Raw genomic sequence first — 17233 nt, forward strand, 5'->3', positions numbered from 1 at the left:
ATCTTTTAGCCAAATAACGATGAAAAAATATAATCATATTCTACTAACAGGATTCTTCAGCGGCATACTCTTCTTGAGCAGTTGCGAAAAATTTCTGGATAAACCCTTAGAAAATCAACAGCGTTCCGAAGAAATCGATTACGGTAATCTCGCGATGATGTATGCGCCTGTATCTGGCGTATATCGATCCGCATCGGATGATAACTTAGTGCACTGGATAGACCTCTCCATTCGCTGCATGCGCGATGACGACTACCAACAGGCTGCGCCAAACCCAAATGACAACCCCGAATTGATGGCAATAAAAAATTTCCAGCGGGATGTGACCATACAATCATACTGGGGACTTAATCAATCGTGGATAAGCTATTACAGCTTGGCCATTGCCGCAAACAATGCCTTGATGGAGCTTGAACTTTTTGCCGCTAATATCCCTGCAGCCAATGCGGCAGACGCAGCCCTCAATCGCCAATACCAGGCAGAGGTGCGTTTTCTGCGCGCTTATGCCCACTTGATGGCATCTCGCCTTTTCGGCGATGTTCCCATTCTTTCTGATAGTGGCGATATCGCTCGGCTTACAACCATCGGTAAGAGCACTGTAGCCGAGGTGCGCCAGTTTATTATTGCTGAGATGGATATTTGCATTCAAGACTTGGAAGATGCGCGTCCTAATCAATCTAAACACATAGGTGCAGTAACCAAATATTCGGCGCTGCTTCTGAAGGCAAAAGCAGCAGCAGATCTTGCAGGCAACGACAATGGTAGCACCTATTGGGATCAGGTTTTAGATGCTACAAACCAAATTATTGCAAGCAATAAATTCTCACTCTATTCGGACTACTACCAGCTTTTCAAACTTCCGGGAAAGCTAAGCGATGAATCACTTTTCGAGCTGCAATATTCCGACTTTGGCCTTCCTGTCGGTGATATCGTTCGGCCAGGCGTCGACTGGGGAACGTTCTTCAGGTGGCAGGGCCCGTCAGGCGATCAACGTGGCAGCGCTATCTCTGGCGCCGGATGGATCCCACCGTCTCAAAACATTATCGATTTCTTAAGCAATCGCAATGACGCCGTTCGTCTCGGAACAACCATATTGGATTGCGGGATTGATGGCAACCCTTCTACGTTCAAGGAAACACCAAGTGGAGATCGGGTATACGGAAACCCATTTGGAATAAAACACTTCAACGGAAAAACCTATCTTCCAGTCAGCCAAATGACGGAGGGGCGCCTTGAATATGGAGCGAATAACAATGTGCGCATCTTGCGGTATGCGGATGCTCTATTGTTGAACGCCGAAGCTAAAGTCCGGAAAGGACAAAATGGTGATGAACCATTTAATATCGTTCGCCAACGGGTAGAGATGGCGCCAATTCAAGGTGTCACACTTGACCAAATTATTGATGAGCGCCGCGCGGAGTTTGCCTGCGAATGGTGGGGAGAGCGTTTCAATGACCTTGTTCGTACAGGAAAAGCCCAGCAAGTGTACGGGGCTCGTTTTGTGCCCGGCCAAAGCGAGTATATTCCTATACCACAAACACAGATAGACGCGAACAGTAACTTCAGATAGTGCTTACAGAAACACCTAAACAATGATGAAACAGAAACTGATCTCCTTGACAATGTTGTGCCTATTGATTTCCTGCGTTCCTGCCTGGGCGCAGCAAAAAAAGCCAATAAAGGTCGAGATCGAAAAGATAAATGCGGGCTATACGATAAAACGTGGCGGCAAACCATATTTTATCAAAGGTGCCGGAGGCACGAGCTACATTGATCGCTTAGCCAGGAAAGGCGGAAATTCCATTCGTACATGGAGCACGGACGGCGCCAAGCAGATACTCGACCAGGCACAGCAACTTGGCTTAACCGTAACGATGGGCATTCGCATGGGGGTTGAACGGCATGGATTTGACTACAACAATCCAATCGCGGTACAAGAACAATTGGCTCGGGTGCGAAAAGAAATCATGCAGTTTAAAGACCACCCTGCCCTCCTTGCTTGGGGTATTGGCAATGAATTGAACTTACATTACAGCAACCCCAAAGTTTGGGATGCTGTAAATGAAGTAGCCCAAATGATCCATGATGTAGATCCTAACCATTTGGTGACGACGATGCTAGCTGGAATCAATCAGAAAGAAATCGATCTAATTAAGGAAAAATGCCCCGCCCTTGATCTTTTGTCGGTGCAAGTTTACGGCGGCCTAGCTGCCGTGCCCGCACAGATTAAAGCCGTAGGCTGGGAAAAACCATATATGGTAACAGAATGGGGACCTACCGGACATTGGGAAGGACTACAAACACCGTGGAAAGCTTCCATTGAAGAAAGCAGCAGCGAAAAAGCAGAGGTGTACCAGAGCCGTTATGAAGCGTCTATTGCAAAAGACAGGCAATGTGTTGGTTCTTATGTTTTTCTATGGGGACAAAAGCAAGAACGCACGCCAATCTGGTATGGTGTGTTTACCGAGGCCGGCGAGGAGAATGAAGTCGTTGATGTGATGGAATATTTATGGACTGGCAAATATCCAAAAAATAAAGCACCGCATATTCAAGCGCTGACACTTGATCGTCGACAGGCGAAAGACATGATTTACCTGACGCCAAATAAAACATATCCGCTGCATGCCGTAGTTAACGATCCTGATAACGATAAATTGACAACGCGTTGGGAGCTGTTGCCCGAAAGTACAGACCTGAAAGAGGGAGGAGATCGCGAAGCGAGACCGAAGACGATTGATGGGCTAGTTAAGCAGCGCGACGTCGATAAGGCGACGCTCACCGCGCCGGAAAAGGAAGGCGCGTATCGCATCTTCGTCTATATCACGGATGGAAAAAACAAAGTTGCTACAGCCAATATTCCTTTTTATGTGGGTGAGCCTGCACAGCATGGCCAGGCTGAACCCGGTGCTATTCATAGCTTGTATACCTTTTCTTCAATAGCGTCATGGGCTGACGAATTTGACCAAAATGGGATGCCTGATACAAGTAAATGGTCTTACGATGTAGGCTCTCCATACAATGGATGGGGAAACAATGAGCTGCAATATTACACCGAAGCAAATAACGAAAATGTACAAGTGAGCAATGGTGTGTTAAAAATTACGGCGCAGAAAAGTACCAGCTTGGACATGCCATATACATCGACCCGTTTGTTGAGTAAAGGAAAAGGCGACTTTCTGTATGGTCGCTTCGAGACAAGAGCGAAGGTTCCCCACGGTCGCGGAACTTGGCCTGCGGTGTGGATGTTGCCATCGGAATGGAAATACGGTGGCTGGCCAAATTCTGGTGAGATTGATATTTTGGAACACGTAGGCTATGACCAAGACGTGGTTCATATTTCAACACACAGCAAAGCATACCACCATTCCATCAATACGCAAAAGACGGCGAAGACAAAATTGTCTGCAACCGTAGACGACTTTCATTTGTACCGCATAGATTGGACACCCGACTATATCAAAGGATTTGTGGACGATGTTGAAATTTTCCATTTCGCTAACGAGAAAACAGGGTTTGAGGCTTGGCCATTTGATCAGAAATTCCATTGGCTGATCAACCTCGCCATCGGTGGCAATTGGGGCGGAGCCGAAGGGATAGATGAAACTATATTTCCGGCCGTATTCGAAGTAGATTACGTGCGGGTTTACCCCTTATTGGATCAGTAGCAACAGGCATAATTAGCTAGAAACAGCCCCAATTTTTTAGGACAACACTCCGTGAAGTATTACCTTACCGTGGAATTTTTATTTCGGCAGGAATATACCCAAGCCAAGTATCCATTTATATTGGACAACGATGTGGACGAAATTTAATGCTATAAAGAAACGGCTCTGTCATAAAGACCAGAGCCGTTCGGCCTGTCCCCGAGGCCAATCAACCAAAATACGTATCTTATAGCGTAGTCGATAAAAATGAAATCGACTTTAAAAGCACATCCCATCTAATTCATTGTCGTGAGTAGCAGCTTACATTGACCCACGAGCTTAGACAAAAATATAAAAGTGTTTTAATTTTCAAATGAAAATGAATGTAGGATTCAAAACATGTAGATGGATAGCCACATCAACCATCCACATGCGATATTACCTGATGTTACTGTATGGCGTCAAACGTTCTGTGTTGCAGATCCTTCAATTCCTTTTGTTCGCTTTCAAGAAGATGTTTCAAAGAATCGAACGTTTTGGACTCCATGACCACACCATTCTTTATCGCCTCCGCCAAAATTTTTTGATCTTGTTGAACGGTCAATCGGATACCCTCAAACGCTTTACCCTGTTCATTGTAATGCAAATAGGTCAACGCCTTTTCTGGATTGTCAGGAAATAATTCACTTCTATCTATTTCAAAAATAGCATTAACATCATCTTGTTGAACATTTTCGTACAACTGATTAAACACCTGTTGCAAATCACTAAATTTCTGCACGTTGAATACATAAAACAGTTCCCGTAGCAGGGCATTATTTAGGCCTTCGGTCTCATCGAGAGCATGCTGCTCTTCGTCATTATCCAAAGCAGTTATGGCCGTTTTCAACCTCCCTCCTTCTACATAGTAGCGTGTCAGCGAATTTGCCCGACCTTCCACAACCGCTGCCGAAGGCGCGCTGCTTGTCAAAAGTTTCCCGTCATATATCAGATCAGCCACAATCTTTCCGCTCTTTACATAAGCTTTGATTTGCAGCGGCACTACTAGCTCTGTCAAAAGCAGCTCGTTCTCGCTAAGTTTAACGGTAAGTTTGTTGAAATAATGCATCGCAAAAAGATTGAGGTCAAAGGCGCGCAACTTTCCTTCAGCATAATAGCTGCAAAGCAAGCGCTCGCGACCGATCATTCTGTAAACAGGGCCGTCCACAACTTGTTGGTCTTTGTAAGTTGTCTTTTGGTTGTAGGTATAGTGCCGGAAATTATCCATCTGTTCGAGCAAGTCAAGCGAATATTTACTCCGCAAAGCTCCTTTTTCTAAATAGCTGATTAATGCTATATTATCGACCAAAGTATCTAATTTAAAATAACCTTCATAAGGATTTCCGTCCCGATAAAACCCCACATACGTTTCCTGTGGTTTTTCTTCTATCGTGAAGTCACTATAAACTACCTTCGCAAGTTTTTCTTGTTCAAAATATTCCCTTTTGATTGTTTCGCCCATTGCGTCTCCATCGTACGTTATCCGCTCCACTAAATCTCCATCTGTATAGGTCAGTTGTTGATTACCTTCTAGCACGCCACCCGATATCACCTTACCATTTTTATATATACTTTCCAATAGCAATTTACCCTGTCGATAGGTTGTTGCCAGACCATCGCGTACGCCAGCTTTCATTTCATATTTTTCCGCCGGTTCTTCGCCAAGGTAGTCTGCATAGTCAATTTGCAAGCCCTCCTGTTTGCCGTTACGGTATTGCAACAATTGATAGGTATCCTCCGTCATGTAGAAAAACCCGTCAAAGGGTTGTCCATCTTTATACGCACCCTTTGCAAAGATGGTATCCGTTGCAAGATCCCTCGTAGTAACATCGCCAATGATTTCCCCATCCCGCATCCAATATTCGGTCACCTTGGTTCCTAAATCCTTTACGAAAAAGCCGTCAAAAGGTTCGTTATCTCGATAGGTTTGCGTACTCTTTTGTTTTCCATTCTCGTAATGAGTGATTTCTTCCAACTTTCCATTGATGAAGCGGGATTTGCTGAGGAGCGCACCATCCGAAGAATAGCTCTTCACTAACCTTTCTGAAGATTCCGCATCCTCGCGCTCATCCTCCGTACGTACGCCTACAGCGAAACCATTTCGCGTATAATATAAAAAGCCCGTGCCGGACTCGTCAAAGTTGAAATTGCTGCGCACGCGCCCCTCCTTATCCCAATGGGTTGTATGCTGCAACGCATGGTACCGATTAAATTGCTTTTCTGAGGCCCTCTTCCCATTTGACCAATAAATTGTTTCGGTATACGCGATTTCATCTGATTTCCCATCCTGCGCGAACAACTCGTCAGGCGGTGGTGCTGTCGTTGTTTCTACTGGAGTGTCCGGAACAGCTGAAGCATTATCGTAATATGGATCCGGTACTTCCCGACTGAAATTACCTTGATAGATATTACCTTCTGAAATCTCGCCTACAGCAAGCTCACCTCCATTTAAATAGACACGCACTTTTTGAATACGTCCATTTGCACCGTAACATATCGTTTTCCAAAGGCTACCGTCTTGGTGGTAATAATGAAGTTCGGTAACGCCACTCCGGTTGATCGATTGCTTCGTGGATTGATCAAGCCCAGCCGCATCATACCAGTACGCATCACCCACATAGCTGCTTTCATCTGAAGCTAGCACATACCCCTGCATCTGCAGCGTCCCATCTTTATAAAAGTCTTGAATAAACAACAATTCGCCTACTTTTTTTAGCGGCAATAATCGATAATAAAAGTGCTGCCCTGCAGTAGCTTCTTTCCACTCCGCGTCGAAAAAAAGCGTATCCTGCGCCAGAAGTAACGTAGGTATTTGCATAAAAAGAATAGATATGAAGTTTTTCATCTTGAAAGTGTTCAATTATTACAAGCAAAAGATACGCAAAATCGCAAACTTTCCCGATTTACAAATTTCTAAAAAGACGCCAAAATTTGTAACTTTAACAAAAAAGTTAAGCAAAAGAATCGAATGAGGCATTTTGAAACCGAGCGATTGATCTTAAAACCGGCCTCGCCCGAGGACGCCGTATTTTTTTTACAGTTGTATAATACACCTAAGTTTATCCAATTTATAGGCGATAGAAATTTACGAACAATAGAAGATGCAGAGCAGTATATCCGAAATCGGTTTCGTCCGCAAATTGATAGACTAGGTTTTGGAAATTATGTCGTTGTTCTGCGTGAAAACCAACAAAAGATCGGAGCAGTGGGTATATTCGAGCGGGAAGGTCTGGATGTCATGGATATCGGCTTCTCATTTCTGGAAGCATATGAGGGCAAAGGCTACGGCTACGAGTCTGCCTTCTATTTGAAGGAAATAATTCAACGACAATATGGAGTTCAGCGCATCTCTGCCATCACTTCTAAAGATAATTACCCTTCTCAAAAACTCATTGAAAAATTAGGTTTAACATTTCGGAAGTTCGTCACCCTACCTGATGAAACCGAAGAACTGCGCTACTACGAGAGCGACTAAAGGACACCCCCCCTAAACTTCTGAAACAGAGGATGACCAGCTGTGTATCAACAGTAAATCAATTAAAATTTTCGTATAGCTAGCAATGCCGCTATGTAACGCTGCATTCGTTTTCAATCGCGCAGTATCGTTGATGATCCACAATTATTTAGAATAATGCATAAACCCCGGAAGCACATTTTCGAACATAAACCTTGAATTATCATCCTAAAGCAATCTTCAAAAAAGCCAAAAATTAAACACTTGTTTAAATTAAACGATTGTTTAATTTTGCATCAGTATTTCAATAACGTTATGGAATTAAATAAGAAACAGCTTGAGATCATCGCCATAGCCAAAGCGCTATTTGCACAGAACGGTTTTGATGCTACGTCTGTGCGGGACATCGCTCAACGTGCACAAATTAATGTTGCCATGATCAATTACTATTTCAATTCGAAGGAAAATCTCTTGGAGGTGCTCATTGAGGAGGGCATAGAAGCTTACAAACTCGACGCGAGGAAATACAATACCGAGACTGATGCATTTGTACGCCTGGAGAAAATGGTGGAGCATTACGTGGAATCCAAGTTTTCAGACCTACACCTTTACCAAATTTTAACAAATGAAGCCAATACCAAGAAGAGAGATTCTTATGCGGTTCTTTTTAAGGAGTTGCGCAGACATAATATAGCGCGCTTGCGGGAGGTTATTGCATACGGCGTGGAGAAAGGAGTTTTTCGATTTTACGACCCTGTCTTGTTACACACGACAATGATCGGCACTTTTCTGAATTTCAAAATGAACAAATCAGTGATCGAAGAATTTATCGACATTCCTAAAGGAATGACCTTTGAGGACTACTTGAAAATCGAGCTTACAAAACATTTAAAATATATACTGAAAGCTATTTTAACATATGAAGATTAAATATTGGAGTACAACTTGCCTGTTGATAGCGACAAGTGTATTTGGCTTTGCACAAGAGAAAAAGCATCTTGAGCTGGAAGAAGTTATTCACCTAGCAGCTACGCAGTCATCCAACGCGAAGTTATGGGATGCACAAGTGAACACTAGCCGATTGAAGTACGAAGAAGCAAAAGATAGCCGCTTGCCAGACAGTAAGATATCGGGTACCTATTTGGCGATGAATAGCCCAACCGTAGACCTTAAGATATCAATGGGCTCGGGTGATGGCCCTAATATATCCACCAATCAACTCTTTATAGGACAGCTGGCCATCAACATGCCTTTGTACACCGGCGGAAAGATAAAGAATGGAATCAAAAGTGCCCAAGACAGCTGGAAAGCTGCAGAATTTGAAACCTTAGCGGCGAAAGAAAATTTGTCGATAAATGCTGTACACCTCTATATAGGTCTTTACCAAGCGCAGCAAACGGCCGATCTCATTGCCGAGAATATAAAAAAAGCGGAGCAACAAGTAGTTGACTTAAAATCGATGGAACAAAATGGTATCATTGCGCGGAACGACCTGCTAAAAGCCGAACTGCAATTATCAAATTTTAAGGTAGCTCATCAAGAAGCTTTGAAAAACGCAAATGTAATCAACTATCAGCTGAACACGTTGCTAGGACTTGACGAGAATACCATCATCGACAAAATTAATCTCGTTGGTATTACGCCTTTTGATGAATCCTTAGCGCAGGACAGTACGGAACGTAATGAAATCAAATCGCTCCGTTCGCAAAAGGATGTGGCGCAAGATCAGTTAAACATCAGCAGATCGGCCTACCACCCTACCCTATTTGCGACAGGCGGTTATGCAGCGCTACACATACAAAATCTTGTAACGGTTACCAATGCAGCAAATATCGGTTTGGGTCTCTCTTACGACATCGGCTCGCTCTATAAAAACAAGAAAAAAATTCGTGTAGCGCAACAGCAGCTTAGTAGCATTGATGACAATATCGCGCTTGTGAACGACAAGATTAAAAATCAAATCAATGAAGCAAAAGAAAATGTCAGCTTGGCGAAAAAGAAAAACGGCCTGTATGCGGAAGCACTCGCACAATCAAATGAAAATTACCGCATTGTAAAGGATAAATATGATAACGGTGTTGCCGATACCGACGATCTGCTTGAGGCAGATGTACAGCAATTGCAGAGCAAAATTAACTTAGCGATTGGCGAGGCGACGCTCATCGAAAAATATTACGATCTCTTACTAGCAACTGGACATCTAAACATTAAATAATCCTTGGAAAATAACATGGAAACTACAACAATACCTAAGAAACCTGCAAATAAAAAGTTTATTATCATATTTGCAATTGTCGTCCTTTTGGGGGGCGCATTCGGAATCTACAAATATAATCACGGCCAAGCGCACGAGACAACGGATGATGCGCAAGTGGAGCGTAATCTCACGCCCATACTACCTCGCGTTGGAGGCTACGTTGAAGAAGTCTACGTACATGATAACCAACTGGTAAAAAAAGGCGACACTTTGTTTACCATCCAGCCGGTAGACTACGAGGTGCGTGTACAGGAAGCGCGTGCTGCATTGCTCGTCGCCGAAAGCTCATTAGAGGTTTCTAAAGCGGATGTCTTTGCGACAAACGCGAACGTTGCGATCTCCGATGCGACCATCCTTTCCAACACTGGAACCATAGAGGCTGCCGAAATCCGAGCGAGACAGGCCAACAATGACTTTGGTCGCTACGCGAATCTCTACGAAAACCACTCCATCACAAAACAGCAATACGAGCAGGCGCTCACGGCAAAACTTGAGGCTGATAAACAAGTGGAGGTACTCCAACAACAACGCAAGGCCAGCAGCTCGCAAAAAGCAGCAGTGATGAGCAAAACTGACGTAGCGAGCAAGCAAACATCCGTGGCGAAGGCGAATATTGAGAAGGCCAAAGCGATGTTGAAGGCCGCAGAGCTAAATCTTGCCTATACGGTTGTTACTGCCGCGGTGGATGGACAAGTATCCAACATAAAGTTGCAACCCGGCCAATCGGTAAACCCCGGCCAGTCGCTTTTCTATGTGATCAACAATACAGAAACGTGGGTCGTCGCCAACTTCAAAGAGACCCAACTGAATAAAATCCGGGCTGGCCAAAAAGTGGAAATCAAAGTCGACGCTTTTCCAGACGATATCATCAAAGGCGAAGTGCAATCGTTCGCCCCCGCTACGGGCTCTCGATTCTCGTTGCTGCCTCCCGACAACGCTACAGGAAACTTTGTAAAAACCGTTCAACGGCTCCCGGTTAAAATAATATTTACCCCGGCCAATAAGCCGGAAGTAATCGCTATGCTGCGACCTGGAATGAATGCAGACGTCGATGTTCATGTAAAATAATCTATGGAAACCTCATCCAATCAAAACAACCTCATCGAATATGGCTTCAAACGTGCACTCATTACATTCACTTGTATTTTATGTGCACTACTTGAAATCGTCGATACGACTATCGTCAATGTGGCGCTGAACGATATGAAAGGTAGCTTGGGTGCTACGCTAACCGACGTGGCCTGGGTCATCACAGCCTACGCCATCGCCAACGTCATCATTATTCCCATGACTAGCTGGTTATCCCAACAGTTTGGACGGCGAAATTACTTTGCCGCTTCCATCATTATTTTTACAGTGTCGTCCTTCCTCTGTGGAAATGCAACCAATATCTGGGAACTGGTGGCGTTTCGGTTCTTACAAGGTATGGGCGGCGGCGCATTATTAGTTACCGCACAAACCATCCTTACGGAAACCTATCCAGCAGAAAAACGCAGCATGGCGCAGGCTATCTATGGAATGGGAGTCATCGTAGGCCCGACGTTAGGACCTCCGCTGGGGGGGTATCTTGTCGACAACTTTTCATGGCCTTACATTTTTTACATCAATGTACCGCTTGGCATATTAGCTACTATCATGACCATCTATCTGGTTAAAAGTCCAAGTTACGGCCAAAAGCAGTCCGCAAAAGAAGTGGATTGGTGGGGCATGCTATTTTTAATCATGTTCATCGGTTCTCTTCAGTTCGTTTTAGAGCATGGCCAACAGGATGACTGGTTCGAAGATCCTACTATTGTGCTGCTCAGTGTCTTATCTTTTTTAGGGCTGTTCTTCTTCGTATGGCGTGAGCTCACCTATGCCAAACCTATTGTAAATCTTCGCGTACTGAAAGACAAGAATTTACAAATCGGTACCGTAATGAGTTTTATTTTGGGGTTTGGCCTATTTGGGTCGACGTTCATCATCCCGATATATACCCAATCAATATTGGGTTGGACCGCGACAGATGCCGGTATGCTACTGATACCAAGCTCTATCATGACCGGACTTATGATGCCTTTTATTGGAAAGATGATACAATCCGGCGTGCCACAAAAGTATATGGTAGCTTTGGGTCTCTGCATATTCTTCGGTTACTCCCTCTTTATGTATAGTATCATCACCAATGACACGGGTAGTGAACACATGTTTTGGCCACTGATTATCCGAGGAATCGGGTTAGGTTTACTTTTCGTCCCAGTAATGACCTTATCCTTATCTACCTTATCGGGAAAATCCATTGGCGAGGGGGCTTCATTTACGGGCATGAGTAGGCAACTTGGCGGATCTTTCGGTATTGCGCTAATTACGACTTTTATTTCTCGCGATAGCCAGCACCACCGTGTCGACCTCATAGCACACATCGACCCATCCCGCTTTGAAGTACAGCAACGTATCGAGGGCCTGCAGGCTTCATTCATTGGAAAAGGATTTTCAGCTAATGAAGCTTTAGCTAAAGCGCATCAACTTATCGAAGGCTCCGTAATGAAGCAAGCCACTATACTATCTTATATGGATGTTTTTCTTTATCTCGGGGTATTGTTTCTGGTTTGCGTACCTTTCGTACTTTTTATTAAACAAGGAAAGAATAAAGTTGACGCATCCAATTTACACTAAATAGTATACATAATATTTGCCTTCCAAACCGTGTTAAAGCACCGTGGAAATTGCGCTATTTTCTTTAAAAAAGATTTCCAAACATCGGGGCTAAAGACTCAATCTTTTCAATAAAAAGTGAAATTTAATAATACACAAGAATAAAATTTACCACGTAATTACTAGCTTAAAAAATTTAAAATGTTTAGACAAGCATATAAAACTTCTAGGTGACAGTTTTATAGTCATAAGTTTTGTTATTCTAACCAAAAACACTCAATAAAATTCAATTTGAAGTGAAAAACAAAAATTCCCAAACATATGAATTAAGTGTTCACAAAAAAAAATTAACAAAGGCTTGATATATTCAGGATATTTAGGCAATTTTATTCCCGAACACTATATACAAAAAAAGGTAAATCTTACCATGGCACGAAAAAAAAACCAAGTAATAGACCCTGTCGAAGCTCCTCCAGTTAAGAAGCTCAGAAAAGTGGTCTCCGGCCCTATCCGGGACAAAGAGAAAACAAAGCGTCGGTTGATCGCAACTGTAGGAAAAGTATTGCAAAAGTACACGTACTCCGGCTTGACCATTACGAACATTGCGAAGGAGTCTGGACTCAATCCAAAATTGATCTACTTATATTTCGGTAATTTAGATGGTTTGATCGAGGAATATATCATTGAGAAAGATTTTTGGTCTCCAAAATCAAGGACACAAATTACTGAATTACTTGAACATCCAAAGCCTATTGGTGCGGAAGCTATGAATGAAGTCTTCCAGTTGCAGTTTGATGCTTTCTTGAAGGATAAAGCTATCCAACGCATCATACACTGGGAAATGGGAATGAAAAATAAGTTGCTCCGAAAAGTAGCCGACGATCGGGAGAATATAGGAAACCAACTTCTGGAACGCATCGACCCCTCATTTAACGAAACTGATATCGACATCCGAGCAACTTTAGCCCTTATTTTAGGCGGAATATATTACCTGACGTTGCATGCAAAAAATAACGGCAGCACAATTGCGGGAATAGACATCAATGAGGATGAGGGCAGAGAGCGCATAGAGCAAGCCATCGAACGCCTTATCACACGCGATTTTGAGGCCGCAAGCGCTGGATCAAAAAAAGGTAAATCCAAGAAAAAATAAATTAACTGCTGTCTCCTCTGTTTAGCTTCCGCCAAACAAAGGAGACAGCTTCTTAACGCATTCTCCTCGCGCAGACTGTTCTGTCTACCTAACTATCGTACCCAAATACCAACTTTAAAATGTATTTTCGTTTCTTTGATGCGATAGACACAAAGATATGATGGACACGACGACCTTCAATTTTTATTTAACGATCATCCTCGTAGTGGGAAGCCTGTTATTCCTTATCATTCTCTGGGTAAAGCAGCGGAAGCATATAGAACATCTCGAAAAACAACTTTTTACAGCTGAAAACAAGCTACATGAGCAACAGGTTTCAGAACTGGATTACAAATTAAACCCACATTTATTTAAAAATGTGCTCAACACCATCCAATCCCATGCTTATCAAACTTATCACTCTCTTGATTCTTTATCAAGCGTGCTCGATTACATCCTCTATGAAAGCAGGAAAAAATATGTGACGCCGCATCAGGAAATTGCATTTGCATTAAGCTTGATCGAAATCTACCGTGTAAAATTAAGTCCGCTGTTCGAACTACGAATAAAAAAGCAAATACAAGATAACCAACCGCTATTTAACCAGCGGCTAATGGTGCCATTGATCAGCATTGACCTTATCGAAAATGCTTTTAAACATGCAGACCTGCAAAGTCCCAACTCCTTTATATCCGTTACTTTCATATTTAAAGAGAACACATTCTCCCTTACGGTCGCTAATAAAATATCCGAAAAAGCACCGTTGAAAAAAGAACGGCAGGGCGTTGGTAGTGACTTATTAACTAAAAGATTGGATTTGCTATACCGGGATAATTATAAGTTGGATAAATTTGTAGAAGGAGATGTATATATCGCACACTTAAAAATTGACTTACTTGAACACAAAGCTAAAATGCTTACTGCTCGATGATGAGCTACCGAGTCTATCTTACCTCAAGCTACTTTGCGAACAGATAGCCGAAATAGAAGTCGTAAAGGCTTTCAATGACCCGCGCGATTTTATGCATGAGTATCAGCACATAGATTTTGATGTGCTTATCACGGATATCGAGATGCCCCACATCAAAGGACTAGACCTGGTACAGCTTTTACCTCATAAAGCTGTAATTTTTACGACGGCCTACGATGAATATGCTGCAGACGCTTTTGATTTGCAAGTGATCGATTATGTGCGGAAGCCCCTACAGTTGAATAGATTAAAACAGGCGCTTCAAAAGGTTTCTCGCTGGCAGACCAAAGAAGTAACAAAAGAGAAAACTTTGATACAGGTCAATAGCGACAAAGGCAAGTATCTTCTCTATTTTGATCAAATAGCCTATATCACCACATCCACTTTAGATAGCCGTGATAAAGTGGTACACCTGAAAACAGGAAACGAGGTCACACTCAAAAACATATCATTCCACGCCTTACAGGAAGAATTGCCTGCCCCCGCCTTTTGTAGGATAAACAAGAAAGAGCTCATCGCGCTATCTATAGTCGCCTCCTTTTCCCATGAGGAGATTAACAGTAGCATCATTAATGAGAGTGGGCATTCCCGATCATTCACATTGAGCGAAAAATACAAGACAGACTTTTTGCAAAAAATAACCATTTAAACCAGCATACCTCTACTCAACTGTCAATCAGCAACCGCGTGGTCGAAAGAGTTGCAGGAATATTTTGTATTTTGTGAATCACTCGACAGTTACAGACAAGGATTGGCAAACAGGCTCTACCGTGCAGGCATATGAAGAACTTAAAACGCAGTATTTTATACGCTTCAATTTTACTAAGCTTTTCAGTGCTGATTTATTGGATTACATCCCAGGGAAGTATGCTAGAGTCCAACCCTCGCGTCATGTTAGAAACAGCAGATAAGATGGCGTGGCAAGAACTCTTATCAAATGTACAACTCAATCAAGCCCAGCCGCTAGCGATCTTGTTAGTGCAAATAATTGTTATTCTTTTGGTTGCCCGCTTCTTCGGCTGGTTGTGCAAAAAGATAAGACAGCCAACAGTCATTGGCGAAATAATAGGCGGCATTATCTTGGGACCATCCTTTTTAAATCTGTACTTTCCAACAACTGCCGCTACACTTTTTCCTCCGCATTCGCTAAACAATCTGGAGCTATTAAGTCAAGTTGGGCTACTATTTTTCATGTTTATAATCGGCATGCAGCTCGAATTGACCGTTTTGCGACGTAAAGTCCATAGCGCATTCGTCATTAGCCATGCCAGTATAATATTTCCTTTTGCACTGGGTGTATGTTTAGCCTATTACATCTATGAATATTTAGCGCCATCGGGGATCGATTTTGTATCCTTCGCTCTTTTTATAGGTATATCGATGAGCATTACTGCGTTTCCGGTCTTGGCGCGAATTGTACACGAACGGAATCTTCACAAGACGAAGCTAGGCGCTCTCGTTATTACCTGTGCTGCCGTAGATGATGTCACCACTTGGTGCGTATTAGCTACTGTAATTGCTGTTGCCAAAGCCGGAAGTTTTTTAAGTGCGGTCTACATCATCGTCTTGGCTGTAGCCTTCGTGCTCTTTATGGTGAAGCTCGTCAAGCCTTTCCTAACCCGCATTGGCGACATGTATGTATCCAGAGAGCACCTGTCCAAATCCGTAGTTGCCATCTTTTTTCTAACCCTAATCATATGCGCCTATCTTAGCGAAGTCATCGGTATACATGCGCTATTTGGAGCGTTTATGGCCGGCGCGATCATGCCGGAAAATAAACGCTTTAGAAACATCTTTAGCGAAAAAATCGAAGATATAGCCTTGGTTCTTTTGCTCCCGTTGTTCTTTGTTTACACTGGCCTTCGAACGCAGATCAGCCTCTTAAATGATGTCTATTTATGGCAAGTGACTTTTTTAATTATTCTTATAGCAGTCGTTGGGAAATTTATGGGGAGCACCCTGGCGGCAAGACTTGTAGGCCAAAACTGGAAAGACAGTTTAACGATCGGCGCGTTGATGAATACACGAGGCTTGATGGAGCTTGTCGTTTTAAACATCGGTTACGACCTAGGCATATTAACGGTAGAAATCTTCACCATGATGGTTATTATGGCGCTGGTAACGACATTGATGACCGCCCCAACCTTGGATCTCATCGAACACTTATTTAAAAACAAGCGTTCGAACATTCCAATAGAGGTAAGCCGGTTTGGAAAATATAATATTCTCCTGGCATTCAGCCACCCGCAACACAGCACCAGCCTTTTACGACTAGCACATAGTCTTATAAAGAAATTGAATCGCAGCACATCTATCACCGCCTTACACCTTACGGCCAGCAACGATCTGCACCTTTACAATGCCGCGCAATATGAAGCAGATTGCTTTGCCCCTATAAAGCATGAAGCGAAACAGATCGAACAAGAAATGGCTACGATTTTTAAAGCGTCAAACAATATTGAGCGTGACATTACACAAATAGCCAATTCAAATGATTATGACCTCCTTCTGATTGGCGCTGGGAAATCAATTTTTGAAGGTAGCGCACTCGGTAAAATCTTTGCCATCACTGACCGTATTATCGATCCTGAAAAAATTATCCAACATGTTAGAGAGAAAGAAAATCCGCTTGAAAACCCTGTCTTTTCTGGAACCACGCAGCAACTATTGCATGGATCCCATATTGCAGTAGGCGTATTTTTCAACAACAATTTCAAACAGGCTGATCGAATTTTGCTTCCAGTTTTCACTAATCATGACCTGAAGCTTATTCATTACGCTCAAAAGTTCATACATAATTCCAATGCGCAGATTGTCATTGTAGACACGCAAAAACTTATATCGCAAAGTATGGAAACGTTAGAATTAATTCGCGCTATCGAGCATGTAGCTCCTAACCATATCAGCCGTCTGGAAAACACTGATTTTAATGAAGACCTGCTTGCGAATCAAGATTTAATAATTGTTAGTGCTGAAAGTTGGAAATATTTCTTTGAAGCCAAAAAAAGATGGGTCAAAAATATACCATCTACGTTGCTCGTCCGGCATAGATAGCACAACCGCCCAATTCTTTTATCATATCGAAAATTTCATGCTCCATCGA

12 protein-coding genes are annotated in these 17233 nt (G+C 42.9%); 11 read left to right on the forward strand and 1 reads right to left on the reverse strand.

Translation table 11 applies throughout. The features are described 5' to 3' along the window. Positions 1–19 precede the first annotated feature (19 nt). Together DI53_RS00555 and DI53_RS20490 are read left to right on the forward strand one after the other, a co-directional pair. Complete coding sequence (locus DI53_RS00555) at positions 20–1570, forward strand: RagB/SusD family nutrient uptake outer membrane protein (RefSeq protein ID WP_037494222.1); 1551 nt, start codon at positions 20–22, stop codon at positions 1568–1570. A gap of 22 nt (positions 1571–1592) precedes the next feature. Further along, on the forward strand, positions 1593–3665 hold the full coding sequence (locus DI53_RS20490; protein WP_206537973.1) for a glycoside hydrolase family 16 protein: 2073 nt from the start codon (positions 1593–1595) through the stop codon (positions 3663–3665). Positions 3666–4092: 427 nt separating this feature from the next. Here the strand turns inward: DI53_RS20490 and DI53_RS00565 are convergent, their stop codons facing one another. Then, a complete protein-coding gene (locus DI53_RS00565) occupies positions 4093–6528 on the reverse strand; it encodes a toxin-antitoxin system YwqK family antitoxin (protein ID WP_037494224.1) in 2436 nt (811 codons plus the stop codon). Positions 6529–6651: 123 nt separating this feature from the next. Between DI53_RS00565 and DI53_RS00570 the strand changes: the two genes are divergently transcribed. The 9 genes from DI53_RS00570 to DI53_RS00610 all read left to right on the forward strand — a co-directional run bounded on the left by DI53_RS00570 (position 6652) and on the right by DI53_RS00610 (position 17184). Continuing rightward, on the forward strand, positions 6652–7158 hold the full coding sequence (locus DI53_RS00570; RefSeq protein WP_037494225.1) for a GNAT family N-acetyltransferase: 507 nt from the start codon (positions 6652–6654) through the stop codon (positions 7156–7158). Between the two features lie 294 nt (positions 7159–7452). Continuing rightward, entirely contained in the window at positions 7453–8067 is a 615-nt protein-coding gene (locus DI53_RS00575) for a TetR/AcrR family transcriptional regulator (protein ID WP_037494226.1), read from the forward strand. Continuing rightward, entirely contained in the window at positions 8057–9352 is a 1296-nt protein-coding gene (locus DI53_RS00580; RefSeq protein WP_037494227.1) for a TolC family protein, read from the forward strand. Before DI53_RS00575 ends, DI53_RS00580 begins: the two co-directional genes overlap by 11 nt. 15 nt (positions 9353–9367) lie before the next feature. Further along, positions 9368–10462 carry an HlyD family secretion protein gene (locus DI53_RS00585; protein ID WP_081939354.1) on the forward strand — a complete coding sequence of 365 codons (1095 nt, stop codon included), beginning with the start codon at positions 9368–9370 and terminating at the stop codon, positions 10460–10462. A 3-nt stretch (positions 10463–10465) separates the two neighbouring features. Beyond that, positions 10466–12049, forward strand: coding sequence for an MDR family MFS transporter (locus DI53_RS00590; RefSeq protein ID WP_037494228.1), 1584 nt, complete (start codon positions 10466–10468; stop codon positions 12047–12049). 406 nt (positions 12050–12455) lie between these two features. After that, on the forward strand, positions 12456–13181 hold the full coding sequence (locus DI53_RS00595) for a TetR/AcrR family transcriptional regulator (RefSeq protein WP_037494513.1): 726 nt from the start codon (positions 12456–12458) through the stop codon (positions 13179–13181). Between the two features lie 157 nt (positions 13182–13338). Then, positions 13339–14091, forward strand: coding sequence for a histidine kinase (locus tag DI53_RS00600; RefSeq protein WP_117624828.1), 753 nt, complete (start codon positions 13339–13341; stop codon positions 14089–14091). Further along, complete coding sequence (locus DI53_RS00605; RefSeq protein ID WP_037494517.1) at positions 14057–14779, forward strand: LytR/AlgR family response regulator transcription factor; 723 nt, start codon at positions 14057–14059, stop codon at positions 14777–14779. The genes DI53_RS00600 and DI53_RS00605 overlap by 35 nt, the downstream gene beginning before the upstream one ends. Before the next feature lie 131 nt (positions 14780–14910). Then, entirely contained in the window at positions 14911–17184 is a 2274-nt protein-coding gene (locus DI53_RS00610) for a cation:proton antiporter domain-containing protein (protein ID WP_037494230.1), read from the forward strand. Positions 17185–17233: the final 49 nt, after the last annotated feature.

The organism is Sphingobacterium deserti (assembly GCF_000757725.1).
In the GTDB taxonomy this organism is placed as follows: Bacteria; Bacteroidota; Bacteroidia; order Sphingobacteriales; family Sphingobacteriaceae; genus Sphingobacterium; species Sphingobacterium deserti.